The organism is Lysobacter oryzae DSM 21044 (genome assembly GCF_059568595.1).
Window position 1 is genome coordinate 320,507 of sequence record NZ_JCANTQ010000008.1, and the last position, 24,052, is coordinate 344,558.

A 24,052-nucleotide genomic window follows, 5' to 3' on the forward strand; every position below is an offset into this window, starting at 1 on the left:
GGTGGGCCGCGTGAGTCCCGTGACGCCCTCGCAGGGGCGCGACCGCCTGCGCATCGCCATCCAGAAATCCGGGCGCCTGGCCGAGCCTGCGCGCGCGCTGCTGGCCTCTTGCGGCCTGAGCTGGCGCGAAAGCCGCGACCGCCTGTTCTGTTACGGCGAGAGCCTGCCCATCGACCTGCTGCTGGTGCGCGACGACGACATCCCCGGCCTGATCGCCGATGGCGTGTGCGACCTGGGCATCGTCGGCCGCAATGTCCTGGTCGAGCAGGACCTGGCCAACCGCATCGATGGCGCGGACGCGCGCTTCCGCGAGCTGCAGCCGCTGGGCTTCGGTGGCTGCCGCCTTGCCATCGCCGTGCCGGACGCGTGGAGCTGGACCGGTCCGACCCAACTGGCCGGCAAGCGCATTGCGACCAGCTATCCGCAGTTGGTCTCGGCCTGGTTGGTGGAGCAGGGGATCGATGCGCAGGTCGTGCTGTTGTCCGGCTCGGTGGAGATCGCGCCGCGGTTGGGCCAGGCCGATGCCATCTGCGACCTGGTTTCCAGCGGCGCGACGCTGGCGGCGAACCAGCTCAAGCCGGTACTGACCCTGTTCGAGAGCGAGGCGGTGCTGGCCGGGCCGGCGCTCGAATTCGACGATGTCCGCGCCGAACTGATGGAGTTGCTGCTGCGCCGGCTCGACGGTGCGCTGCGCATCCGCCGCAGCAAGCTGCTGATGTTCCAGGCGCCGCGTGAGCTGTTGCCAACGCTGCTGCCCCTGCTGCCCGATGCGGAGGCGCCGACGGTGATGCGCATCGACGGCGCCGAGCACCTTGCGTTGCAGGCGCTCTGCCACGGCGCACTGACCTGGCAGCGGCTGGAAGATCTCAAGCGCGCCGGCGCGCGCGGCCTGATGGTGCTGCCGGTGGAGGGACTGCTGGCATGAGGCAGGTGAACTGGAACGCGCTCGCCGCCGACGAACGGGGCGAATTGCTGCGGCGTCCCGCACAGGTCACCGCGCCGGAAACGACCGCCGCGGTCGCGGCGATCCTGGCGGCTGTGCGCTGCGGCGGCGACGACGCTTTGCGCGAGTACACGGCGCGATTCGACCAAGCCGAACTCGCCGACTTCGCCGTCTCCACCGCGGAATTTGCCCTTGCCGAGGCTGCGCTGACCCCGGCGTTGCGCGACGCGATCGCGGAAGCCGCCCTTCGCATCCGCGCGTTCCACCAAGCCGGCATGGGCAACGAATTCACCGTGGATACGGCCAGCGGCGTGCGCTGCGGACGCATCCTGCGCCCCATCCCGCGCGTGGGCCTGTACGTGCCTGCGGGTTCCGCACCATTGCCGTCGACCGCGCTGATGCTGGGCATTCCCGCATCGCTGGCAGGTTGCGACGACGTCGTGTTGTGCACGCCGCCGCGGACGGACGGCAGCGCCGATCCGGCCGTGTTGTTCGCCGCGCGTTGCTGCGGCATCGAGCGCGTGTTCAAGCTCGGCGGCGCCCAGGCGATCGCCGCCATGGCGTTCGGCACTGCGTCGATACCGCGTTGCGACAAGCTGTTCGGGCCCGGCAACGCCTTCGTCACCGAAGCCAAGCGGCAGGTCGCGATGACCGAGGGCGGCGCAGGCATCGACATGCCGGCCGGTCCGTCCGAAGTGCTGGTGATCGCCGACGCAGGCGCCGACCCGGTGTTCGTCGCCGCGGACCTGCTCTCGCAGGCCGAGCACGGCCCAGACTCCCAGGTCGTGCTGCTCAGCGACGACGACGCGATGCTCGATGCGGTAGTGCGCGAGGTCTCGCGCCAGGTCGAAACGCTGCCACGCGGCCGTGTCGCCAGGGCCGCGCTTGCGGCCTCGCTGGCGATCCGCGTGGACTCGCTGGAGCAGGCGTTTGCGGTGAGCAACGAGTACGCGCCCGAGCACCTGATCCTGGCGCTGCGCGACGCGCGAGCATGGCTGCCGCGGGTGCGCAGTGCGGGTTCGGTGTTCCTCGGCGACTGGGCACCTGAAGCCCTGGGCGACTACTGCAGCGGCACCAACCACGTGCTGCCCACGAGTGGCGCGGCGCGCTGGTGCAGCGGTTTGAGCGTCGCCAGTTTCCAGACCGCGATCACCGTGCAGGAGGTCGCGCGCGAGGGACTGGCGGCGATCGGTCCCTGCGCGGTCGAACTCGCGGCGGCCGAGGGCCTCGATGCGCACCGCCTCGCCGTGCAGTTGCGGCTGGAGGCGCTGGTGGCATGAGCGTCCTCGATCTGGTACGCAGCGACCTGCGCGATTTCGCCGGTTACAAGTCGGCGCGCAGCGACAGGCTCGAAGGCAGCGTGTGGCTGAATGCCAACGAGTCGTCGTGGCCGAATCCGGCCGACCGCGACGCATTGCTGCGCCGCTATCCCGATCCGCAACCGCAGCGGCTGCGCCAATGCCTCGCCGGGCTGTACGGCTGCGAGCCGGAGCAGTTGCTGGCCGGGCGCGGCAGCGACGAGGGCATCGACCTGCTGCTGCGGGCGTTGTGCCGCCCGGGCGCCGACGCCGTGGTCGTGACCACTCCCACCTTCGGCATGTATGCGGTGTGCGCGCGGCTGCACGGAACGCGCGTCGTCGACGTTCCGCTGCTCGACGACGGCAATGGTTACGCCGTCGACTTCGGCGCAGTTGCCGAAGCAACCGAACGGGCTTCGGCCAGGATCGTGTTCCTGTGCTCGCCGGGCAATCCCGGCGGCAACCTGCTGCCGCTGGACGCGATTGCCGCCCTGGCGGCGCGCCTGCGCGACCGCGCGGTGGTGGTGGTCGACGAGGCCTACATCGAGTTCTCCGCAGCGCCGTCGGCGGCCGGCCTGCTCGAAGCGTTGCCGAACCTCGCCGTCCTGCGCACGCTGTCCAAGGCGCACGCGCTGGCCGCGGCGCGCGTCGGCAGCGTGATCGCCAGCGCCGAACTGATCGCCGTGCTGCAACGCTGCCAGGCGCCGTATCCGTTGCCGGTTCCCTGCGTCGAAGCCGCGTTGTCCGCACTGGCGCCGGAGATGCGCGCACGCACCCAGGCGCGCGTCGTCGAGACCATCGCCGAGCGCGCGCGCCTGCATGCCGGGCTCGCTGCATTGCCGACAGTGCGCCGTGCGATGGATTCATCGGCGAACTTCGTCCTGGTGCGCTGCGCCGACGCGCAAGCGGCTTTCACCGCGCTGCTCGGGCAGGGCATCGTGGTCCGCGACCTGCGGGCCACGCCGGGCCTGGCCGATGCATTGCGCATCACCGTCGGCACCCCGGAGCAGAACGACCGCGTGCTGGAGACACTGGCATCGCTGCCGGCAGCAGCCGGAGTCGCCGCATGAGCGCGATCCTCTTCGTCGATCGCGACGGCACCCTGATCGAGGAACCCGCCGACTTCCAGATCGACCGCTTCGACAAGCTGCGCTTCGTGCCGGGCGTCATCCCGGCGATGCTGCAGTTGCGCGACGCCGGCTACGAATTCGTGATGGTCACCAACCAGGATGGCCTGGGCACCGAGTCGTTTCCGAGATCGACGTTCGACGGTCCGCACGACCTGATGCTGCAGGTGTTCGCGAGCCAGGGCATCGTCTTCCGCGATGTCCTGATCGACACCAGTTTTCCCGCGGACAACGCGCCCACGCGCAAGCCAGGGCTCGGCCTGGTGCAGGGCTATCTGCGCGATCGCGGCATCGACTGGGCGCGCTCGGCCATGATCGGCGACCGCGAGACCGACGTGCAGTTCGCGCGCAACCTCGGCGTGCGCGCGTTCCAGCTGAAGACCGCGCAGTTCGGCGGCGATTGGGACTGGGCCGGAATCGCCCACGCGTTGCTCGCATCGCCGCGCGTCGCGCAGGTCGATCGCCGCACGAAGGAAACGCAGGTCGAGGTTCGCGTCGACCTGGATCGGCCGGCCGATCCGGAGGTCGCGACGGGCCTGGGATTCTTCGACCACATGCTCGAGCAGCTCGGCAAGCATGGCGGCTTCAGCCTGGTGCTGCGTTGCGATGGCGACCTGCACATCGACGAACACCACACCGTGGAGGACTGCGGGCTCGCGCTCGGGCAGGCGCTCAGGCAGGCGCTGGGCGACAAGCGCGGCATCGGCCGCTATGGCTTCACCCTGCCGATGGACGAATCGCTGGCCAGTGCTGCGCTGGATTTTTCCGGGCGCCCGTACTTCGTGTTCGACGGCAGCTTCCGCCGTGAACGCGTCGGCGAGTTGCCGACGGAACTGGTTCCGCACTTCTTCCGTTCGCTATGCGAGACGGCCGGCCTGAACCTGCACCTCAAGGTCGATGGCGACAACGACCACCACCAGGTCGAAGCGTGCTTCAAGGTCGTGGCGCGTGCGTTGCGCCAGGCGGTACGCCGCGAGGGCAACGCGCTGCCCACCACCAAGGGCCTGCTGTGATGGACGTGGTCCTGATCGACGCGGGCGGGGCGAACATCGGTTCGGTGCAGTACGCCCTGGAGCGGCTGGGTGCGAACGCGCGGCTGAGCGCGGACGCCGAAGCGATTGCCGGCGCCGACCGGGTGATCCTGCCGGGCGTGGGCGCCGCCGGCGCGGGCATGGCGCGCCTGCGCGAACTGGGGCTGGTCGACCTCGTGCGCACGCTGTCGCAACCCTTGCTGGGCATCTGCCTGGGCATGCAGTTGCTGTTCGAGTCGTCCGAGGAGAACGAAACGCGCTGCCTCGGGTTGATTCCGGGGCGCATCCGCAAGCTGGCGGACGGCGAGGGCATCCGCGTGCCGCACATGGGTTGGAATGCGCTGCAGCTGCGTAGCGACGATGCATTGCTGGCGGGCGTTCCGGACGGCGCGCAGGCCTACTTCGTCCACAGCTACGCCGCTCCGGTTGGCGACGACACGCTGGCCACGGCAACGCACGGTGAACAGTTCGCCGCCGTGGTGCGTCGCGGCCGGTGCTGGGGCGCGCAATTCCATCCCGAGCGCTCCGCGGCCGTCGGCGCCCGCGTGCTGGAGAATTTCCTGTCGGAGCGACTGGCGTGAGCGGCTTCACCCTGTATCCCGCCATCGACGTGCGCGCGGGCCGGGTCGTGCGCCTGCAGCAGGGCGACTACGACCAGGAAACGCGATATGCCGACGCGCCGCTGCACCTGGCACAACGCTACGCGGACGCCGGCGCGGCGTGGCTGCACCTGGTCGACCTCGATGCGGCGCGCGAAGGTGGCTACACGCTGGCAGGGCTGCTGGCGCAGTTGAAGGCGCACACCTCGTTGCGCGTGCAGACCGGCGGCGGCGTGCGCGGCGTCGACGATGTCCGCCGCATTCTAGCGGCCGGCGCCGATCGCGTCGTCGTGGGATCGCTGGCCGTGCGCGAGCCGCAGACGGTGATGGCATGGCTCGATCTGTTCGGGCCCGAACGCCTCACCGTCGCCCTGGATGCGCGCCGCGTGGACGGCCACTGGCTGCTGCCGACCGAAGGCTGGACGCGCCAGGGCGGAGCGCGCCTCGACGACCTGCTGGCGCGCTACGCGGACGCAGGACTGCGCCACGTGCTGTGCACCGACATCGAACGCGACGGCATGCTGTCCGGCCCCAACCTCGAGCTCTACCGCGACATCGCGGCGCAGGCGCCGGGCCTGTCCCTGCAGGCGTCGGGTGGCGTTCGCGATATCGCCGACATCGAAGCCGCGCGCGAGGCCGGTTGCGCTGGCGCGGTGCTCGGCAAGGCGCTGCTGGAAGCGCGCTTCGACCTGGGGCAGGCCCTGCGGGAAGAGAAGGCATGCTGAGCCGGCGCATCATTCCCTGCCTGGACGTGCGCGACGGGCGCGTCGTCAAGGGCGTGCGCTTCCGTGACCACGTCGACATGGGTGACATCCTCGACCTGGCCCTGCGCTATCGCGACGAGGGCGCGGACGAACTGGTGTTCTACGACATCACCGCCAGCCCCGAAGGCCGCAGCGCCGACCGCGGCTGGGTCGAGCGCGTGGCGCGCGCGATCGACATCCCGTTCTGCGTCGCCGGCGGCATCCGTGACGTGGAGGATGCGCGCACGCTGCTGCATGCCGGTGCCGACAAGATCTCGGTCAACACGCCCGCGCTCGAGCGACCGCAGCTGATCGACGAACTGGCCGCGGCTTTCGGCGTGCAATGCGTCGTCCTCGGCATCGATAGCCTGCGCGATGCGGATGGCGAATGGCGCGTGCGCCGGTACACCGGCGATCCCTCGCGCACGCAGGCGCTGGCGAGGCGGACCCTGGACTGGGTCGTCGAGGCGCAGCAACGCGGCGCCGGCGAAATCGTGCTCAATTGCATGGGTAGCGACGGCGTCCGCCAAGGGTACGACCTCGACCAGCTGTGCCGAGTTCGCGCGATCTGCCAGGTGCCGCTGGTGGCATCGGGGGGAGCGGGCAGCGCGGCCCATTTCGTCGAGGCATTCCAGACGGCGGACGTGGACGGCGCGCTGGCCGCCTCGGTGTTCCACTCCGGCGCGGTGCGCATTCCGGAACTCAAGCGGGTCCTGCGCGGGCAGGGTGTCGAGGTGCGCGATGCCGCGTGAGGTCGTCAGTCCGCTGCAGGTCGACGCGCTGGCCTGGGCGAAACAGGATGGGTTGCTGCCCGTGATCGTGCAGGACGCCGCCACGCTGCGCGTGCTCATGCTCGGCTACATGGACCGTGCGGCGCTGGAAACCACGCTGGCGGAAGGGAAGGTCACGTTCTACAGCCGCAGCCGGCAGCGGCAGTGGACGAAGGGCGAGCAGTCCGGACACTTCCTGCAACTGGTGTCGATCGAAGCCGACTGCGACGACGACACGCTGCTGGTGCTCGCACGTCCGCAGGGCCCGACCTGCCACCTGCAACGCGCGAGTTGCTTCCCGCGGGCGCCGGGCGATTTCCTCGCCGAGTTGGATGTCCTGGTAGCGCAGCGCGAACGCGAGCGGCCGGCGGGGAGCTACACCACGCGCCTGTTCGAAGGCGGCGTGCGCACGATCGCGCAGAAAGTCGGCGAAGAGGGCGTCGAAACCGCCTTGGCGGCGGTGGCGCAGGGCAACGCGGAGCTGGCGGGAGAGGCCGCCGACCTGCTCTTCCATGCGCTCGTGCTGCTGCGTGCCCGGGGCCTGTCGCTTGCCGACGTGGTGTCGGTGCTGCGTTCGCGCCACCAGGCAGCCGCCGTGGCCGGCTCGAAGTTGCAAGGCGACCCCGGCCTCGGATAATCGCTGCGATGCCATGGAGTAGCCGCATGCGATCCCTACTGTTCCTGTTCCTGTTGCCCTGCGTGCTCGCCGCGCCGGCCTGGGCGCAGGCGCCCGCGTGCAATGCCGGAATCGTCTATCGCGACGGCAACGGCAACGGGCAGCGCGATCGCGGCGAACGCGGCCTGGCCGGCATCAAGGTCTCCGACGGCGAGCGCATCGTGGTGACGGGGCGCGACGGGCGCTATTCGCTGCCGGTCGAAGACGGGCGCACCGTGTTCGTGATCAAGCCGGCGGGTTATAGCTTCCCGTCGCGGGCGGACGGCATGCCCGATTTCTGGCGCAACCTGCGCACCCAGGACGCCCCCGCGCTCAAGTACGGCGGCATTCCGCCGCAGCCCGCGGGATGCCGCGATTTCGCCCTGGCGCCGCAGAAGGCGCGCAGGACGGATGCGCTCGACGTGCTGGTTTTTTCCGACCCGCAGACGAAGTCGTTGGTCGACGTCGGCTACTACCAGCGTGATGTGGTGGCCTCGGCCATTGCGATGCGCCCGCGCCCATCGGCCGACCTCGGCATCAGCCTGGGCGACATCGTCCACGACGACCTGTCGCTGTATCCGGCGCTGAACCGGGTCACCGCGACCATGGGCGTGCCGTGGCTGCACGTGGCGGGCAACCACGACCTCGACTTCGACGCACCGCGCGACGAGGACTCGCTGCTGACCTTCCGCAACACCTATGGGCCGGACACGTTTGCCTGGGAGGAGCCGCAGGCGGTGTTCATCGGGCTCGACGACGTCGTCTATCGCCCCAGGCCGGCCGGCAACTACATCGGTGGACTGCGCGAATCGCAGTTCGCCTTCCTCGCGCAGTATCTGGCCACCGTTCCGCGCGACCGCCTGGTGGTGATCGGCGTGCACATCCCGTTCTTCGATGCCGCGCCGGGCAAGGAAACCTTCCGCCACGCCGATCGCGCACGGTTGTTCGCGCTGCTCAAGGACTTCCCCCACGTGCTGCTGCTCAGTGGCCACAGCCACGCCCAGCGGCATGTATTCCACGATGCCGCGACGGACTGGCATGGGGCGAAACCGCTGCACGAATACAACGTCGGCGCGGCCTGCGGGTCGTTCTGGTCGGGCGTGAAGGATGCAGACGGCATCCCCGATACGACGATGGCCGACGGCACTCCCAACGGCTTCGCGACGCTGCACATCGCCGCCGACCGCAGCTACCGGCTGGCCTGGCATCCCGCGCGCGATGTCGATGCGCAGATCGGCTTGCATGCGCCCAGGGTCCTGCGCCGCGGTGCGTGGCCGGGCACCGGCGTCTACGCCAATGTGTTCATGGCGCGCGACGACACCCGCGTCGAATTCCGCGTCGACGACGGCGAATGGATCCCCATGCAGCGCGTCGACCAGGCCGATCCGCGCGTGCTCGAGGAAAATCTGCGCGATGACGAAGCCGCGGCCCTGCGTGGTTACGACCGACTTCCCGAAGCCACGCCGTCCGCGCACCTCTGGCGCGGCGTTTTGCCGACCTATCTTGATGCAGGCGAGCATCGCGTGACGGTGCGCGCCCACGATGTGGTGCCGGGGCGCGAATTCGAGGAAGCGCGGACGACGTATCGATTGGAAGAGGGAGCACCGTGAGCAGCGCATCGCCTGCGCAGGAACTGCCGGTGAAGCTGTTCCGTACGCTCGCCGCGTGGGAGAAGTGGCTGGCGTCCAACGGCGATGCCCCGGGCGTCTGGGTGCAGATTGCCAAGAAGGACAGCGGCGAGACCAGCGTCAGCCAGAACGAAGCCATCGAGGGTGCGCTCTGCCATGGCTGGATCGACGGCCAGAAGCGGGCCTTGGACGATCGCTTCTTCTTGCTGCGCTTCACGCCGCGGCGGCCGCGCAGCGTCTGGTCGAAGATCAACATCGGCAAGGTCGAGCAGTTGATCGCTTCCGGACGCATGCGGCCGGCCGGCTTGCGCGAAGTCGAGGCCGCCCGGGCCGATGGACGCTGGGATGGCGCCTACGAGGGGTCCGCGCGCATGGAGGTTCCGCAGGAGCTTGCCGATGCCATGGCGAGGAGCCGCAAGGCGCGCAGCTTCTTCGACCAGCTCGATCGCGCCAATCGCTACGCGTTCTGCTGGCGCGTGCAGAACGCGAAAAAGCCGGAAACCCGCAAGGCGCGGGCGGAGAAATTCGTGGCGATGATGGAGCGTGGCGAGAAGATCCACGCCTGAGCGGAGCTTCAGCCGGCCAGTGCAATATCCGCGAAGGATTCGACCCGGTCATGGCCGTGCGCGGCCTCGCCGGTGCGGGGCTGCGCATAGTCTTCGCGCCGGTCGACCAGCACCGTCGCCAGGCCGGCTTCGCGCGCCGCGTCGAGTTCCTCGACCACGTCGGAGAGGAACAGGATGTCGGCGGGGGCGATGCCGATCGATTCGGCGATGCGGCGGTAACTGTCGGCCTCGCGCTTGCCGCCGATCTCGGTGTCGAACCAGCCCGAGAAAAGCGGGGTCAGGTCGCCCGCGTCGCTGTGACCGAAGAACAGGCGCTGCGCCGGCACGCTGCCCGACGAGTACACGTACAGCGGCAGTCCGGATTCCTTCCAGGCCTGCAGCGCCGGCGCTGCGTCCGGATAGATGTGCGCGCTGAAGTCGGCATTGCGGTAACCGTCGGACCAGACCATGCCCTGCAGCGCCTTCAGGGCGGTGTGCTTGCGGTCCTCGTCGATCCAGCCCTGCAGCACCTCCACGATCATGCGGTCGTCGCACATGCCGCCGTTCTCGGCCGCGACGGCATCGAGCCAGCGGCGCACGCCCGGCTCCTTGCCGCGAGCGGCGACGAAGGCGGGCAGGGCACGGCGTGCGTACGGGAACAGCACGTCCTTGACGAAGGAGATGCTGCTGGTGGTGCCTTCGATGTCGGTGAGGATGGCGCGGATGGGCATGGCTGTCCTCAATTGCGGTCGGTGTTCTCGTAGCGCGGGAAGCGCTGCGCGATGTCGGTCCCGGTGAAATGGCCGACCCAGCCATCCGGCTCGGTGAAGAAGCGGATCGCCACGAAGCTCGGCTCCGGGCCCATGTCGAACCAGTGCAAGGCGCTGTCGGGGACGGAGATCAGGTCGCCCTGTTCGCAGCGGATCTCGTAGACCTTGCCCTCGACGTGCAGCGTGAACAGGCCTGAGCCGGCGACGAAGAAGCGGACCTCGTCTTCCTTGTGGAAATGCTCGTCGAGGAACTTCGCCCGCATGGTGTCCTTCTGCGGGTTGTCCGGGCCGATGCTGACCACGTCCACGGTCTTGAAGCCGCGTTCGGCGATCAGCCGGTCGATGTCGCTGCGATAGGCGTCGAGGATGATGTCGGGCGCATCGCCGGGAACCACGGGCTTGCCCGCGGTCCACTGCTCGAAGCCGACGCTGATCTTCGCCAGTTCGCGGGCCATCTCGGCCTGGTCCTGGGTGGTCAGCTCCGGTTCGCGGGGATTGTCTTCGGCGAAAATTCGCAAGCGGCTCATGGTGCGGTTCCGTGGCGGGTGGGGCCGCCGTTAGATGGGGGCGGCAACGCCGCCGGAAAACCTCACGAACGCAGGCGGCGCAGGTCCAGTTCGCAGCCCAGCAGGAATTCGAAGGCTTCCAGGTGCCGGCGCGCCTCGGGCATGTCGCGACCCCAGGCATAGAGGCCGTGGCCGTCGATCAGGTAGCCCCAAAGCGTCTGCTTGTCGAGCAGGGCATCGACCTGGGCGGCAAGGGTGTGCATGTCCTGGGTGTTGGCGAACACCGGCACGTCCATCTCGACTTCGTGGGTGCTGGTGCCGCTGAACGCCTTGAGCAGCTCGTAGCCTTCCAGGTGCACGTGGCCCATGCCGGCATAGAGCCGCGAGGCCACGGTCTGGATGTGCGAATGGGTGTGCAGCACGCAGCCGATGTCCGGGAATCGCTTGTAGAGCTGGGTATGCAGCAGCGTTTCGGCGGAGGACTTGAGTTCCGTCGCTACCGGGCGCCCTTCCAGGTCGACCACCATGATGTCGGCTTCATGCAGCTTGCCCTTGTCCCGTCCGGAAACGGTGATCGCCACGTTCTGCGTGTCCATCCGGCGCGAGAAGTTGCTGCTGGTCGCGGGCGTCCAGCCGCGTGCGGCGAGTTCGCGCACGTTGACGATGATTTCCATGGCGCATTGCGCCAGGCGGTCGGGGTCGTAAGGGAGGGGGGAATTCATGCCGGAAAGTGTAGCAACCCGCGTCCGCGGCCATGCCGACGATCCCGTAACGAAAAAGCCCGGCCGAAGCCGGGCTTTCGAAACGCAGGCAACGACCGGATTACGGGCCGGTGCTGGGACCTTCGTGCACCAGCGGATCCGGCGGCAGCTTGTCGCCCATGCCGTGCAGCAGGTGCTCGTTGCCGGGCGCCAGGTGGCTGCGGCGGCGCGCGAACAGGAAGTACACCGCCAGGCCGATCACGGCCCACGCGCAGAAGAACTTGATGGTCGGATTCCAGCCGAGGCTGAAGAACAGCAGCACGCAGCCGGCCATGGCCAGCGGACCGACGATCCAGATGAGCGGCGTCCTGAACGGACGCGGACGGTTCGGTTCGGTCTTGCGCAGCACCATCACGCCCGCGGCGACCATGAAGAACGCGAACAGCGTGCCGGCGTTGGAGATGTCGGCCAGTTCACCGACCGGGAACAGCGCGGCGAAGAACGCCACGAAGACACCGGTGATCCATGTGACCACGTGCGGGGTGTGGAACTTGGGATGCACCCGCGAGAGTGATTCCGGCATCAGGCCGTCGCGCGACATCGTGAACAGGATGCGGGTCTGGCCGAACATCATCATCAGCACGACCGAGGGCAGGGCGATGATCGCCGCGCCCGCAACCAGGTCGCCGATCCGCGGCCAGCCGATCGTGCGCAGCACGAAGGCCAGCGGCTCTTTGCTCATCGACAGCGGGCCACCCGGCTGCGCGCCCATCGAGCCGACCGCGGTGTAGGCGACCAGCAGGTAGAACACGGTGCAGATCGCCAGCGAGCCGATCAGGCCGATGGGAATGTTGCGGTTGGGGTTCTTGGTTTCTTCGGCTGCGGTGGAAACCGCGTCGAAGCCGACGTAAGCGAAGAAGATCGAGGCGGCGGCGCCCAGGACGCCCACGCCCGACAGCGGCGTGCCCCAGCCGTTGGGCAGCATCGGCACGAAGTTCGCGCCATTGACCGCGGGGAAGGCGAGCATGACGAAGGCGCTGAGCGCGGCGATCTTGATCATCACCAGCACGGCCGTGACCTTGGCTGACTTCGAGGTGCCGATCACCAGCAGCCAGGTCACCAGGAGCGCCAGCAGGAAGGCGATCAGGTTGAAGCTGCCCTTGACGGTCGTGCCGTCCGGCAGGGTGACCGAGTCGAACGGGCCAGCGGTCAGCGCCGCGGGCAAGCCCATGTTGTGCGCATGCAGGAAGCCGTTGGCGTAGCCGGACCACCCCACCGACACCGCGCCCGCAGCCACTGCGTATTCCAGGATCAGCGCCCAGCCGACCATCCAGGCGATCAGTTCGCCCAGCACCGCATAGGAGTAGGTATAGGCGGAGCCGGAGACCGGCACCATCGCGGCGATTTCGGAGTAGATCAGCGCGGTCAGCGCGCAGACGATGCCCGCGATGACGAACGAATACATCATGCCCGGGCCGGCCTTGTTGGCCGCCACGGCGGTCAGCACGAAGATACCGGTGCCGATGACCGCACCGATGCCGAGCATGGTGAGGTCGAATGCGCCGAGCTGGCGCGTCAGCGCGCGCTTGCCGGCGGTTTCCAGAATCAGGTCCAGCGGTTTCCTGCGTTGAAACAGCATTACGTTCTCTCCCCAAGAGCGGATGACCAGACGCACGGTTTGCCGCATGGGGCGGAACCTGAGCCGGCGGCACCATACCCTGCGGCGGCGCAAAGGCACAAGGTCGGACAGTCAGGGGCGATAATCGTGGGCCGCACGAGTGCCGCACCCATGAACGAGACCACAGCTCCCGCAGTCCGCCCTCCCGAAATTGACGCACTGCATCATGAGCTTCGGGACTATGCGCGGCGATGGCCCGCGGAGGCGGCTGTGGTGGATTTGTTTGGCGGCTTGCTCGAAGAATCGGGAGCCGACGATCCGTTCACGCGTGAGCGGCTCGCGGGGCATTTCACCGCATCGTCCTGGCTGGTTGATCGCCCGGGCCAGCGCGTGCTGCTGACCCACCACCGCAAGCTCGAGCGCTGGCTGCAACTGGGCGGCCACGCCGACGGCGACCGCGATCTGGCACGCGTCGCCCTGAGGGAGGCCGAAGAGGAGTCTGGACTAAGCGGGCTCTCGGTCGAGCCCACGATCTTCGACCTCGACCGGCACTGGATCCCGGAACGAGGCGATGTCCCCGGCCATTGGCATTACGACGTCCGCTACGTCGTGCACGCCGGCGGAAGCGAGGCCTTCGTCGTGAGCGACGAGTCACACGACCTGGCCTGGCGCGAGATCGCGGCGATCGCAGATGACGCCGGGGCGGACGAGTCGATGTGCCGCATGGCCGGCAAGTGGCTGGCGCGCGGCTGACACGCGCAATCGAAGTCGGTCCCGGAAGGGCGAAGGCCAGGCAGATGCCTGGCCTTCATGCCGACCCGCATCGGGATCGGATTAGTCAGCGCGCCCGGCGAATTCGCCGGTAGCGGTATTCACCAGCACCTTTTCGCCGTTGCCGATGTACTCGGGCACCATGATCTCGATCCCGGTCGACAGCTTCGCCGGCTTGGGGCGCTTCGTCGCGGTGCCGCCCTTCAGTTCCGGCGGCGTTTCCACGACCTCGATCGCGACGTTCTGCGGCAACTGCACCGCGACCGGCTGGTCGTCGATGATCTGCACGTAGCAGCCGGAGAGGTCCTCGACGATGTAGCCCGCGGCGTCGCCGACGACATCGGCGTCGAGCGTATACGGCGTGTAGTCCTCGTCGTCCAGGAACACGAACGCGTCGCCGTCCTTGTAGGAGAACGTTGCCTGGCGGCGGCTCAGTTCGACCTCCTTGAGCTCGTCCTCCGCGCCCATGCTGACGTCGAGCTTCACGCCGCCCGGCACGCTGTACATGGTGAAACGGTACTTCACGTTGCCGCCGCGACCCTGCGGCGAGCTGCGCTCGATGTCGCGGATCTGGTAGACGCCGTTGTTGTGTTCGACAACGTTGCCTTTCTTTACGTCGTAAGCCTTCATGGGTTCAGTCGGTGGTATCGGAAGTAAGTGATCGGAAGAGTCGCTCGTTGATCCACCACGCCAGCGCGCCCCACGCGGCGCCGCCGATCGCGCACAGCGGCACGGCGATGGCGAGCAGCAGCGGCAGGCGGGGGTTCTGCAAGCCGAGCTGCAGGCTGACCATGACGGCCAGGAAAGCGGCCATGAGGCCGCCCCACGTCAGGGCGCCGCGTACGAGCACGAAGCGCACGGCACCGCGGGCCCGGATCGCCGGCCAGCGTTCGAGCAACCAGCGCTGGCGGGTCCCAAGGCCCATGTTTACTTCGGCGCCAGGCGCGTCGCGCCATCCAGGCGGATCGTTTCGCCGTTGAGGTAGCGGTTGCCCAGGATGTACGCGACGAGGTCGGCGAACTCCTCCGGCCGACCCAGGCGCGAGGGATACGGAATGGTCGCGGCCAGCGACTGCTGCACCGATTCAGGCATGCCGTCGACCATCGGCGTCCAGAACACGCCCGGCGCGACGGTCATGACGCGGATGCCGAAGCGCGACAGCTCGCGGGCCATCGGCAGGGTCATGCCGACGACGCCGCCCTTGCTCGCCGAGTAGGCCGCCTGGCCGATCTGGCCTTCGTAGGCGGCGACCGAGGCGGTGTTGACGATCACGCCGCGCTCGCCGTCTTCGCCGGCCTCGTTGTTCTGCATGATCGCGGCGGCGGCCTTGGCGACATTGAAGCTGCCGACCAGGTTCACCATCACGGTGGTCTGGAACTGCGACAGCGGCATGGGGCCGTCCTTGCCGAGCATGCGGCCGGCGCCGAGGATGCCCGCGCAGTTGATCGCGGCATTGAGGCCGCCCAGGAATTCCTTCGCCGCGTCCACATTGGCGGTGACACCGGCTTCGCTGGTCACGTCGGTCTTGAAGTAGCGCGCGTTGGCTTCGCCCAGTTCGCTGACGGCGGCGGCGCCTTTCTCGTCGTTCACATCGAACAGCGCGGCCTTGCCGCCGTGCGCGACCAGATGCCTGGCCACGGCCAGGCCGAGGCCGGAGACGCCGCCGGTGACGATGGCGCGGACGTTGTTGAGCTGCATGGGGAAGTTCCTGAGGCGGAAACCGGCGATTTTAGCCCGCCCGCGAGCCGCTGGGCCCACCAGGATTTCCAGGGCGGCCGCGGCCGTGCAGGCAGCGCTTCACGGGCTGCGGTAGATCACGCCGTCCTTCATTACGAAGACGGGCTTGCGCAGGCTCTCGATGCGTTCGCTCGGATCGCCCGCGAACCCGGCCAGGTCGGCGCTCAGACCCGGTGCGATGCGCCCGATCCGATCCTGCTGGCGCAGGATCCGGGCCGCGACGCTGGTGCAGGCACGCAGGGTCTGCGCGGGCGACATGCCCAGCTTCACCATCCACGCCGGCTCGCGCCAGTTGTCGCCATGACGGAAGACACCGACGTCGCTGCCGCACCCGATGGTCGTGCCCGCGCCCAGTGCGGCACGAAAGGCCTGCGCGGCTTGCTGCATCCCGGGAGTCTCCGCTGCGCCGGGTTCATAGGCTTCGAAGTACTCCGCGTACGCCTCCACGGCGGTCAGTGTCGGCAGGTAGGCGACATGGCGATCGCGCATCAGGCGGAATGTGGCGGCGCTGCCCGCGGTGCCGTGCTCGATGCTGTCGACTCCGGCTTCGATCGCCATGCGCATGCCCTTGTCGCTGGCCGCGTGCGCCGCCACCGGCCGCCCGGACAGGTGCGCGGTCTCGACCAGTGCACGCAATTCGTCCGCGCTGAAGGTGGGCTGTGCGCTGCCATCGGCACCGATGCGGTAGTCGGCATACACCTTGATCCAGTCGGCGCCGCGCCCGGCCTGTTCGCGCACCGCACGGATAACCTCGTCGGTGCCGCTGACGGCTTGCGCACCCTGCGGCAGCTCGGCGTCAGGGTCGAAGCCGCGCGGCCCCGGACCGTAGCTGCTGCTGGCCACGATCGCCCGTGTGGCGACGAACAGGCGCGGGCCGGGGATCCGGCCTTCGTCGATCGCGCGCTTGACCGATACGTCCGCATAGCCCGCGCCTTCCGTACCCAGATCGCGCAACGCGGTAAAACCCGCCATCAGTGTGTCGCGTGCATGCTGGGCGGCGGCGAGGGTGCGGTAGGGCGTGGGCTCCTTGAGGACCTGGTCGTTCCAGGCCGTTTCGTTGTACGGATGCAGGAACAGGTGCGAATGCAGGTCGATGAGGCCGGGCGTCAACGTGGCGCCGGGCAGATCGATGCGCTGCGCATCCGCGGGGATGGTCAGGTGCGCGGCGTCGCCCACCGCCACGATCGCCCCATCGCGCACCAGCACGGCCCAGCCGGAATGCGAGGGCGCGTCATCCCCGGTCCAGACCTTATCGGGTCGCAACAGGTAAACGGACGCCGCCTTGGTCTGCGCCGGCGCGGCGTCAGGGAAGAGCCCGAACGCCAGCAGCGTCGCGCATAGGACGGAAACCAGCCGCGCCATCACAGCTCCAGCAGGTAGAAAGTGTTGCAGCCGCCGTGTCCGGTGCGTCCGCGCGGGGCGCCAATGCGCTTGAAGCCGTGCCGCTCGTACAGGCGGATCGCGTCGTTCATGCCACCGAGCGTCTCCAGGTAGCAGTTGCGGAAACCGAACGACCGCGCCGCATCCAGGCAGCGCCGCAGCATTTCGCTGCCGATGCCCCGGCCGCGAATGGATTTGAGGAAGTACATCTTGCGCAGCTCGCAGGTGTCGTCGTCACCGCCGACCAGCGGCGCGACGCCACCGCCTCCGACGACCTTGCCGTCCAGCTCGACCACGAAGTACGCGCTGCGCGGCAGGGAATACGCGCGTTGCATCCAGTCGACTTCCGGATCGTTGATGGCGAATCCATCGCCTACCGCGCCGTATTCGGGCATCACCGTGCGGATGATCCGCGCGACGGCTGCCTCATCACGCGGTTCTATCGGCCGGATCTTCCATGCGAGCGTCATCAACTGGCCTCCCGGGGTGGCGGATACATGGCTTGCAACTCGTCCGGCGCGAGGCCGGGCGAAAACAGGAATCCCTGGCCCGTCGCCACGCCGATGTCGAGCAGGAACCGGCGCTGGCGTTCGGTCTCGATGCCTTCAGCCACCAGGCTCAGGCCAAGGCTGCGGGCGATGCCGGTTACGGCATGGCACACGGCGACGTCCGACTTGCGGTCGGGGACGCCCTGGACGAACAGCTGGCTGAGCTTGAGGCCGTGGATGGGAAGCCGGCGCAGGTAGTTGAGCGCGCTGTAGCCTTCGCCGAAGTCGTCGATCGTCAGGATCACGCCCATGTCGCGCAGGGCGGCAAAGGTGCGCACGGTGTCCGGGGCGTCCTCGATCAGCACGCGCTCGGTGAACTCCAGCTCCAGCGCAGCGCCGGGCAGTCCGGATTCGGCGAGCGCGGCGCGCACGTGTTCGGCCAGGTCCTCGCCGAGGAACTGGCGATAGGAAACATTGACCGCGACACGCTCCAGCCCCAGTCCGCGATCGCGCCATCGCCGCATCTGCCTGCAGGCTTCGCGCAGGACCCAGCCGCCGATGCCGACGATGTCGCCGGTGGTCTCGGCATGGCTGATGAAGTGGTCGGGACGCATCTCGCCGAGCAGGCGATTGTTCCAGCGGATCAGGGCCTCGGCACCAACCACCTTGCCGGTATCGATCTCCACCAGCGGCTGGTACACCAGGTTGAATTCGTCGTTGATCACCGCGCGGCGCAGGTGCGTTTCCAGCTGCAGGCGCTGCAATTGCCGCTCGGCCAGTTCGGCGGTGAACGACTGCCAGTCGTTGCGGCCCCGACGCTTGCTGTCGTACATGGCGACGTCCGCGTTCTGGATCAGCTGCTGCGCACGGCGACCGTCGATCGGCGCCTGGGCGATGCCGATGCTTGCGGTGATGCTGAATTCCTCGCCATCCATGCGGAAGCTTTCCGAGAAGGCTTCGAGGATGGCGTCGGCAAGGCGCTCGGGGCGGGTGGGCTCGTCGCCGGTGGAGCAGATGACGAGGAACTCGTCGCCGCCGAAGCGGGCGATCAACCCTTCGCTGCCGATGGCGCGCTGGATGCGGCGCGAGGCCGCCGACAGCAGACGGTCGCCGGCGGCGTGGCCGAGCACGTCGTTGACGATCTTGAAGCGGTCGAGGTCGATGTAAAGGACGGCCGCGCGCTGGAGCGCGGGGTCGGACAGCCGGGTCTCCAGTTCCTCCAGCACGGCATCGCGGTTGAGCAGGCCGGTCAGCGGGTCGGTGCGCGCTTGCACGCGCAGGGTTTCCTCGGCCTGCTTGCGCTCGGTGATGTCCTGCAGGGTGCCGGTGATGTGCGCGCTTAGCGGGTTGCCGGTTTCGACTTCGCCGATCACGCGGATCCAGAACATGTGGCCGTTGGCGTGCCAGCCCTGCAGGTCCAGGTTGAGGCCGCGCCCGTGCGCGATGCCGTGGTCGAGTGCGGCCCGGAAGCGGCGCCGGTCGGGCTCGCGCAGGCACGCCAGCAGTTCGTCCATCGTTGAAGGCGCGGGGTGCTGGCCGAGGATGCGCTTGGCCTCCTCGGTGAGGTAGAGCGTGTTGCGGCCGGTATCCCATTCCCAGCCGCCGATATGCGCCAGCGCCTGGGCACGGTCGAACAGGGTGCTGTCGCGCTTGAGCGCCGTCACGTCGGAGAACAACGACAACACGCGCGCCGGCTTGCTGCCACCTGCCTCGAATTGCGGCACGCAGGTGACGGAAAGCCATTTCAGCTGGCGCGTCCGGCGGCTGTAGAAGCCGAGCACCGTGCTTTCCACGATCTTGCCGGTGCGCAGCGAATAGAGCGCCGGCTGGTCCGCCTGGGGTACCGCGCGGCCGTGTTCGTCGAAGGTCTGCCAGACCTCCTCGCGCAGGTCGTCCTGCAGTGCGCGCTCGTCCTCGATGCCCAGGATGCGCATCGCCGCCGGATTGGCATGGATGATCTGGCCGTCGGAATCGCGGACGATGATGCCCTTGTCGATCGATTCCATCAGTTCGCGATAGCGAAGTTCCGCTTCGTGGCGACCGCTGAGGTCGCGTGCGACCGCCACGATCCGGACTTTCCCGTCGTCGCTGAAGCCGGCCGAGTGCACCTCGACCGGGAAGCGCGTGCCGTCCGCGCGCATGTTGGTCACTTCGATGACGTAGGTTTCGCCGCGGCTCAGCGATTCCCATACCGGGCGCAGGTGGTCGCGCGGAAGGTCGGGATTGAGGAATTCGATCGGCTTGCCGACGATTTCCTCGCGCGTGCGCTGGTAGGCCGACATCCCGGCCTTGTTGACGTCCAGCACCGTGCCGTCCCAGTCGATGATGCTGACCGGATCGGGTACCGCATCGAACACCGCGCGGTAGCGGCTGCGCTCGATATCCGCGGCCTGGTCGGCGCCGCGAAGCGCGTCGCGCGCCTGCTGCAGGAGCGGGCGCAGGTGCGCGGGCAGGGAGGGGTCGTTGCAGGCCAGCTCGAGCGCCGCGAGCGTCGTGGCGGCATCGGTCTCCGATGTCGGTTCGACGGCTCGCAGCGGCCCGGTCTTGGTCATTTCGATCCCATCATTTCGCCAGCAGTGCCTTGCCTGCCTTGCTGCCGGTTTCGCGCCCCAGGAGGTTGGCGAGCCAGCGCCCGGTTTCTGCGAGCCGCTCGAGATCCACGCCGGTCCCGATGCCCAGTCCATGCAGCATATACACAACGTCCTCGCTGGCGACATTCCCGCTCGCGCCCTTCGCGTAGGGACAGCCGCCGGCCCCGGAAACCGCGGCATCGACGACCGCAACGCCTTCCTCGAGGCAGCCCAGGATGTTGGACAGCGCCTGGCCATAGGTGTCATGGAAATGGACGGCCAGCGCCGGCATCGGCACCTCCGCGGCCACCGCCCGAAGCATGGCGCGCGCCTTGCCCGGCGTGCCCACGCCGATGGTGTCGCCGAGCGAGATTTCGTAGCAGCCCATTTCGTGCAGCGCCCTGGCGACGCGCACGACGTCGGCTAGCGGGACCTCGCCCTGGTAGGGGCAACCCAGCACGGTGGAGACGTAGCCGCGCACCTTGACTGCATCGGCCTTCGCCCGCTCCATCACCGGTGCGAAACGGGCCAGGGATTCGTCGATGCCCGCATTGATGTTCTTGCGGTTGAAGGCCTCGGAGGCCGCGGTGAACACGGCGATCTCGTTCACGCCGACGGCGCGGGCGCGCTCGTAACCCTGTTCGTTCGGCACCAGCACCGGGTAGCTGATCCCGGGTTGCCTGGCGATGCCCGCGTAAACCTCGGCCGCATCAGCCAGTTGCGGTACCCACTTCGGACTGACGAAGCTGGTGGCTTCGATGCTGCGCAGGCCGGTTGCGGACAGGCGGTCGATCAGCGCGATCTTGTCCGCGGTGGCGATGATGGACTTCTCGTTCTGCAGGCCGTCGCGCGGCCCGACTTCGACGATGCGTACCTGCGATGGCATGGTCACGTCAGGACTCCAGCGCCACCAGCACCGCGTCCGCCTCGACGAAGTCGCCGGTGGCCGCGCGCACATCCGCGACCGTGCCGGCGCGCGGCGCCTTCAGGCTCAGCTCCATCTTCATCGCTTCGATCACCATGACCTCCTGGCCCGCCTCGACCTTGTCGCCCGGTGCCGCCCTAACGACCACCACGCGTCCCGGCATCGGCGCCGTGACGCGGTCCACGCCGCCGCCGGCGGAAGCCTGTTCGTGACGATACATCGCCACCGGCTCCAGCCCCAGCCGCTGGACACCGTCGTGCACGACCAGCTGCCGGCCCTGCTCCAGCAGCGTGAACCGGCGCGCCCGGCCGTCCAGGCGCAGGCTCAGGTCACCGTTCTCCAACCTTGCGCCGGAGATGTGCGCGACGGTGCCGTGCGCAAGGCCCTCGATCCGGTACGCACCGTTGCTGCCGTGCGTGCGAAGTTCGACGCGCTGGCCCCGATGCAGGAAGGCGAGATTGCGGTGGCCACCATGACCCAATCGCCAGCCGTCGGCGATGGCCCACGGCGACGCCGGGTCGGACGAGACCCGGGCGCGCTCGCGCGTTTCGCTTTCCTGCAGCAGCAGTTGCGCCGTCGCGGCGGCGAGGAGCAGGTCGGAGTCCATCGTTCCCGTCTCGGCGGGCGGAACGAATTCATCCAGGTGGCGATCGAGGTAGCCGGTATCGATGGTGGCTTCGACGATCGCCGGGTGGCGCACCAACCGCTCGAGGAACTCGATGTTCGACTTGGGTCCGGCGATGTCGCACCGCGCCAGGGCTTCGCGCAGGCGGGCGAGGGCACGCGGACGATCGCCATCGTGGACGATCAGCTTGGCGATCATCGGGTCGTAGAAGATCGTCACCGTATCGCCTTCGACCACGCCGGAATCGATGCGCACGTGCGCATCGGGAACCGGCAAGCGCAAGCGCTCCAGCCGGCCCGAACCCGGCAGGAATCCGGCTTCCGGGTCTTCGGCGTACAGGCGGACTTCGATGGCATGCCCGACCTGGCGGATGTCCGGCTGCGCCAGCGGCAGCGGCTCGCCGGCGGCGACCCGCAACTGCCACTCGACCAGGTCCAGGCCGGTGACCAACTCCGTGACGGGATGCTCGACCTGCAGGCGCGTGTTGATCTCCATGAAGTAGAAGCCACCGTCCTGGCCGACGATGAATTCCACGGTGCCGGCGTTGACGTAGTCGATCGCGCGCGCGGCCATCACCGCCGCCTGGCCCATGGCTTCGCGCAATTCCGGCGTCAGGAACGGGGACGGCGATTCCTCCAGCACCTTCTGGTAGCGGCGCTGGGCGGAGCATTCGCGTTCGTTGAGGTGCAGCGTGTGGCCGTGGGCATCGGCGAAGACCTGGATCTCGATGTGGCGGGGCCTTTCGACGTAGCGTTCCAGCAGCACGCGGTCGCGGCCGAAGGCGTTGCGCGCTTCGCGCTGGCAGCTTTCGAGGTTGGCCGCGAACTCGCCACTCGAGTGGACGATGCGCATGCCCTTGCCGCCACCGCCGTGCGCGGCCTTGATCATCAGCGGGTAGCCGATGGCGTCGGCTTCGTGCTGGAGCACCGCAGCCGACTGGTCTTCACCGGTGTATCCCGGCACGACCGGAACGCCGGCCGCGTGCATGAGCTCCTTGGCTCCGGCCTTGCTGCCCATCCGGCGCATCGATGCGCCCGACGGTCCGATGAAGGCGATGCCGGCCGCGGCAACCGCGTCGGCGAAATCCGCGTTTTCGCTGAGGAAGCCGTAGCCGGGATGGACGCCCTGGGCGCCGCTGCGCCGGGCGACCTCGATGATCGCGTCCCCGCGCAGGTAGGAATCCTGCGGACGCGGGCCGCCGATGCAGTACGCCTCGTCCGCCTGGCGGACGTGCTGCGCATCGGCGTCGGCTTCCGAATACACCGCGACGGTGCGAATGCCGAGCTTGCGTGCGGTGCGGATGACGCGGCAGGCGATTTCGCCGCGATTGGCGATCAGTATCTTCGAGAACATCGGCAGCTTATTCCGGCGCGTGGCAGACGGCTTCGATGTTGTGACCGTTGAGGTCGATCACGAACGCGCCGTGGTAGTTGGGATGGTAGTGCGCGCGGATGCCCGGCGCGCCGTTGTCGCGGGCCCCGGCGGCCAATGCCGCCTGATGGAAGGCATCCACGGCGGCGCGCGAGCGGGCGCTGAAGGCGATGTGCAGGCCGTCGCGCGTCACCGCGGCGCCAGTGCCGGCACCGATCCAGAAATCCGGACTGCCGTCCGCGCCGAAGCCCAGGTGGCGCGCGTCGGTGCCGGTCATTTCCGGGGTTACCTCCATGACCGCACCGTACCCCAGTGGGGCCAGTACCCGTGCATAGAACACCTTGCTGGCGTCGAAGTCGGCGACGGTGATTCCGATGTGGTCCAACATGACGTTCTCCTTCGGGGGCCTAGATGCACCAGGCCGGCTTGCGCTTGTCGAGAAAGGCCCCCAGGCCTTCCTGGCCCTCGGGCGACACGCGCAGTTGGGCGATGAGCGCGGCATTGTCGGCGTCGAGGCGATCGCGGCTGGTTTCGTCGGCTACTCGCCGGACCAGCCGCTTGGCCGAGGCAGCCGCGACCGGCCCGGCCTTGAGCAGGAGATCAAGCTGGCGCTGGATCGCCCCGTCCAGGGTCGCGGCCTCGACGACGTCGTGCAGCAGGCCGATGCGCTTGGCTTCGGCGGCGTCGAAGATTTCCGCAGTGGCGAACCAGCGGCGTGCCTGGCGCGCCCCGATCGCCTCGATGACGTACGGCGAAATCACGGCGGGCAGCAGGCCGAGCTTGCTCTCGGTGAGGCCGAACCTGGCTTCCGGCGCGCCCAAGGCGATGTCGCAGCACGCCACCAGGCCCACGCCGCCGCCGAACGCGGCCCCGTGCACGCGGGCGACGGTGGGCTTCGGCAGCTCGTCGAGGGTTCGCATCAGGCGGGCAAGGGCGAGGGCATCCTCGCGGTTGGCTGCCTCGCTGGCTCCCGCCATTCCGCGCATCCAGTTCAGGTCGGCCCCGGCCGAAAACGAACTGCCTTCGCCCTCCAGCACCACCACGCGGACGCCGTCGTCATTTCCGGCCGCCTCGAGCGCTCCGGTCAGCGCAGCGATCAGCATCGCGTCGAAAGCGTTGTGCAACTCCGGGCGGTTCAGGCGCAGCCGGGCAACGGGCCCTTCGCGCAGACTCAGGAGCGGGTGGCTCATGGGCGAATTCCATGTCGGGAAAAATGAATGATAGCGAGCGGTGCCCGGCCGCTGGCCAGCA

The 24,052-nt window shown here is 68.6% G+C and carries 25 protein-coding genes; 11 read left to right on the plus strand and 14 right to left on the minus strand.

What is annotated here, in order from left to right:
* The first annotated feature begins 10 nt into the window (after nucleotides 1-10).
* The 10 genes from hisG to BP05_RS01715 are packed head-to-tail and all read left to right on the plus strand — an operon-like array spanning nucleotide 11 to nucleotide 9,360.
* Nucleotides 11-925: an ATP phosphoribosyltransferase gene (gene hisG / locus BP05_RS01670; protein WP_496359790.1), complete on the plus strand. Its 915-nt coding sequence runs from the start codon at nucleotides 11-13 to the stop codon at nucleotides 923-925.
* On the plus strand, nucleotides 922-2,223 hold the full coding sequence (hisD, locus tag BP05_RS01675; RefSeq protein ID WP_496359792.1) for a histidinol dehydrogenase: 1,302 nt from the start codon (nucleotides 922-924) through the stop codon (nucleotides 2,221-2,223). The genes hisG and hisD overlap by 4 nt, the downstream gene beginning before the upstream one ends.
* On the plus strand, nucleotides 2,220-3,311 hold the full coding sequence (gene hisC / locus BP05_RS01680) for a histidinol-phosphate transaminase (protein WP_496359794.1): 1,092 nt from the start codon (nucleotides 2,220-2,222) through the stop codon (nucleotides 3,309-3,311). Before hisD ends, hisC begins: the two co-directional genes overlap by 4 nt.
* Entirely contained in the window at nucleotides 3,308-4,381 is a 1,074-nt protein-coding gene (gene hisB / locus BP05_RS01685; RefSeq protein ID WP_496359796.1) for a bifunctional histidinol-phosphatase/imidazoleglycerol-phosphate dehydratase HisB, read from the plus strand. The genes hisC and hisB overlap by 4 nt, the downstream gene beginning before the upstream one ends.
* Nucleotides 4,381-4,980: an imidazole glycerol phosphate synthase subunit HisH gene (hisH, locus tag BP05_RS01690; RefSeq protein ID WP_496359798.1), complete on the plus strand. Its 600-nt coding sequence runs from the start codon at nucleotides 4,381-4,383 to the stop codon at nucleotides 4,978-4,980. The genes hisB and hisH overlap by 1 nt, the downstream gene beginning before the upstream one ends.
* A complete protein-coding gene (gene hisA / locus BP05_RS01695) occupies nucleotides 4,977-5,723 on the plus strand; it encodes a 1-(5-phosphoribosyl)-5-[(5-phosphoribosylamino)methylideneamino]imidazole-4-carboxamide isomerase (RefSeq protein WP_496359800.1) in 747 nt (248 codons plus the stop codon). The genes hisH and hisA overlap by 4 nt, the downstream gene beginning before the upstream one ends.
* Nucleotides 5,717-6,493, plus strand: coding sequence for an imidazole glycerol phosphate synthase subunit HisF (gene hisF, locus BP05_RS01700; protein WP_496359802.1), 777 nt, complete (start codon nucleotides 5,717-5,719; stop codon nucleotides 6,491-6,493). Before hisA ends, hisF begins: the two co-directional genes overlap by 7 nt.
* Complete coding sequence (gene hisIE, locus BP05_RS01705; protein WP_496359804.1) at nucleotides 6,483-7,148, plus strand: bifunctional phosphoribosyl-AMP cyclohydrolase/phosphoribosyl-ATP diphosphatase HisIE; 666 nt, start codon at nucleotides 6,483-6,485, stop codon at nucleotides 7,146-7,148. Before hisF ends, hisIE begins: the two co-directional genes overlap by 11 nt.
* Nucleotides 7,149-7,174: 26 nt before the next feature.
* On the plus strand, nucleotides 7,175-8,776 hold the full coding sequence (locus BP05_RS01710) for a calcineurin-like phosphoesterase C-terminal domain-containing protein (protein ID WP_496359806.1): 1,602 nt from the start codon (nucleotides 7,175-7,177) through the stop codon (nucleotides 8,774-8,776).
* On the plus strand, nucleotides 8,773-9,360 hold the full coding sequence (locus BP05_RS01715) for a YdeI/OmpD-associated family protein (RefSeq protein WP_496359808.1): 588 nt from the start codon (nucleotides 8,773-8,775) through the stop codon (nucleotides 9,358-9,360). Before BP05_RS01710 ends, BP05_RS01715 begins: the two co-directional genes overlap by 4 nt.
* Nucleotides 9,361-9,368: 8 nt before the next feature.
* Here the strand turns inward: BP05_RS01715 and mtnC are convergent, their stop codons facing one another.
* From mtnC to BP05_RS01735, 4 genes are all read right to left on the minus strand, one after another.
* Nucleotides 9,369-10,070, minus strand: a complete 702-nt coding sequence (mtnC, locus tag BP05_RS01720) for an acireductone synthase (protein ID WP_496359810.1) — start codon at nucleotides 10,068-10,070, stop codon at nucleotides 9,369-9,371.
* Nucleotides 10,071-10,078: 8 nt separating this feature from the next.
* Entirely contained in the window at nucleotides 10,079-10,636 is a 558-nt protein-coding gene (locus BP05_RS01725) for a 1,2-dihydroxy-3-keto-5-methylthiopentene dioxygenase (protein ID WP_496359812.1), read from the minus strand.
* 62 nt (nucleotides 10,637-10,698) lie between these two features.
* Nucleotides 10,699-11,337, minus strand: a complete 639-nt coding sequence (locus BP05_RS01730; protein ID WP_496359814.1) for a methylthioribulose 1-phosphate dehydratase — start codon at nucleotides 11,335-11,337, stop codon at nucleotides 10,699-10,701.
* A 100-nt stretch (nucleotides 11,338-11,437) separates the two neighbouring features.
* Nucleotides 11,438-12,955 carry an amino acid permease gene (locus BP05_RS01735; protein ID WP_496359816.1) on the minus strand — a complete coding sequence of 506 codons (1,518 nt, stop codon included), beginning with the start codon at nucleotides 12,953-12,955 and terminating at the stop codon, nucleotides 11,438-11,440.
* Nucleotides 12,956-13,105: 150 nt separating this feature from the next.
* Here BP05_RS01735 and BP05_RS01740 point away from each other — a divergent pair, with 150 nt between their 5' ends.
* Nucleotides 13,106-13,687, plus strand: a complete 582-nt coding sequence (locus BP05_RS01740) for an NUDIX hydrolase (protein ID WP_496359818.1) — start codon at nucleotides 13,106-13,108, stop codon at nucleotides 13,685-13,687.
* 81 nt (nucleotides 13,688-13,768) lie between these two features.
* Here the strand turns inward: BP05_RS01740 and yeiP are convergent, their stop codons facing one another.
* The 10 genes from yeiP to BP05_RS01790 all read right to left on the minus strand — a co-directional run bounded on the left by yeiP (nucleotide 13,769) and on the right by BP05_RS01790 (nucleotide 23,991).
* A complete protein-coding gene (gene yeiP, locus BP05_RS01745) occupies nucleotides 13,769-14,335 on the minus strand; it encodes an elongation factor P-like protein YeiP (protein WP_496359820.1) in 567 nt (188 codons plus the stop codon).
* Nucleotides 14,336-14,339: 4 nt separating this feature from the next.
* Nucleotides 14,340-14,630 (minus strand): hypothetical protein, encoded by a 291-nt coding sequence (locus BP05_RS01750; protein ID WP_496359822.1) that lies wholly within the window; start codon nucleotides 14,628-14,630, stop codon nucleotides 14,340-14,342.
* 2 nt (nucleotides 14,631-14,632) lie between these two features.
* The gene (locus tag BP05_RS01755; RefSeq protein WP_496359824.1) at nucleotides 14,633-15,403 is read right to left on the minus strand and encodes an SDR family NAD(P)-dependent oxidoreductase; all 771 of its coding nucleotides are present in this window, start codon (nucleotides 15,401-15,403) and stop codon (nucleotides 14,633-14,635) included.
* A gap of 99 nt (nucleotides 15,404-15,502) precedes the next feature.
* Complete coding sequence (locus BP05_RS01760) at nucleotides 15,503-16,804, minus strand: amidohydrolase family protein (protein ID WP_496359826.1); 1,302 nt, start codon at nucleotides 16,802-16,804, stop codon at nucleotides 15,503-15,505.
* Complete coding sequence (locus BP05_RS01765; RefSeq protein ID WP_496359828.1) at nucleotides 16,804-17,292, minus strand: GNAT family N-acetyltransferase; 489 nt, start codon at nucleotides 17,290-17,292, stop codon at nucleotides 16,804-16,806. Before BP05_RS01765 ends, BP05_RS01760 begins: the two co-directional genes overlap by 1 nt.
* Nucleotides 17,292-19,862, minus strand: coding sequence for a sensor domain-containing protein (locus BP05_RS01770; RefSeq protein WP_496359829.1), 2,571 nt, complete (start codon nucleotides 19,860-19,862; stop codon nucleotides 17,292-17,294). The genes BP05_RS01765 and BP05_RS01770 overlap by 1 nt, the downstream gene beginning before the upstream one ends.
* 10 nt (nucleotides 19,863-19,872) lie before the next feature.
* Complete coding sequence (locus BP05_RS01775) at nucleotides 19,873-20,766, minus strand: hydroxymethylglutaryl-CoA lyase (protein ID WP_496360610.1); 894 nt, start codon at nucleotides 20,764-20,766, stop codon at nucleotides 19,873-19,875.
* Nucleotides 20,767-20,773: 7 nt separating this feature from the next.
* Nucleotides 20,774-22,783: an acetyl/propionyl/methylcrotonyl-CoA carboxylase subunit alpha gene (locus BP05_RS01780; protein WP_496359830.1), complete on the minus strand. Its 2,010-nt coding sequence runs from the start codon at nucleotides 22,781-22,783 to the stop codon at nucleotides 20,774-20,776.
* Nucleotides 22,784-22,790: 7 nt separating this feature from the next.
* Nucleotides 22,791-23,189 (minus strand): VOC family protein, encoded by a 399-nt coding sequence (locus BP05_RS01785; RefSeq protein WP_496359832.1) that lies wholly within the window; start codon nucleotides 23,187-23,189, stop codon nucleotides 22,791-22,793.
* A 19-nt stretch (nucleotides 23,190-23,208) separates the two neighbouring features.
* On the minus strand, nucleotides 23,209-23,991 hold the full coding sequence (locus BP05_RS01790) for an enoyl-CoA hydratase-related protein (RefSeq protein ID WP_496359834.1): 783 nt from the start codon (nucleotides 23,989-23,991) through the stop codon (nucleotides 23,209-23,211).
* Nucleotides 23,992-24,052: the final 61 nt, after the last annotated feature.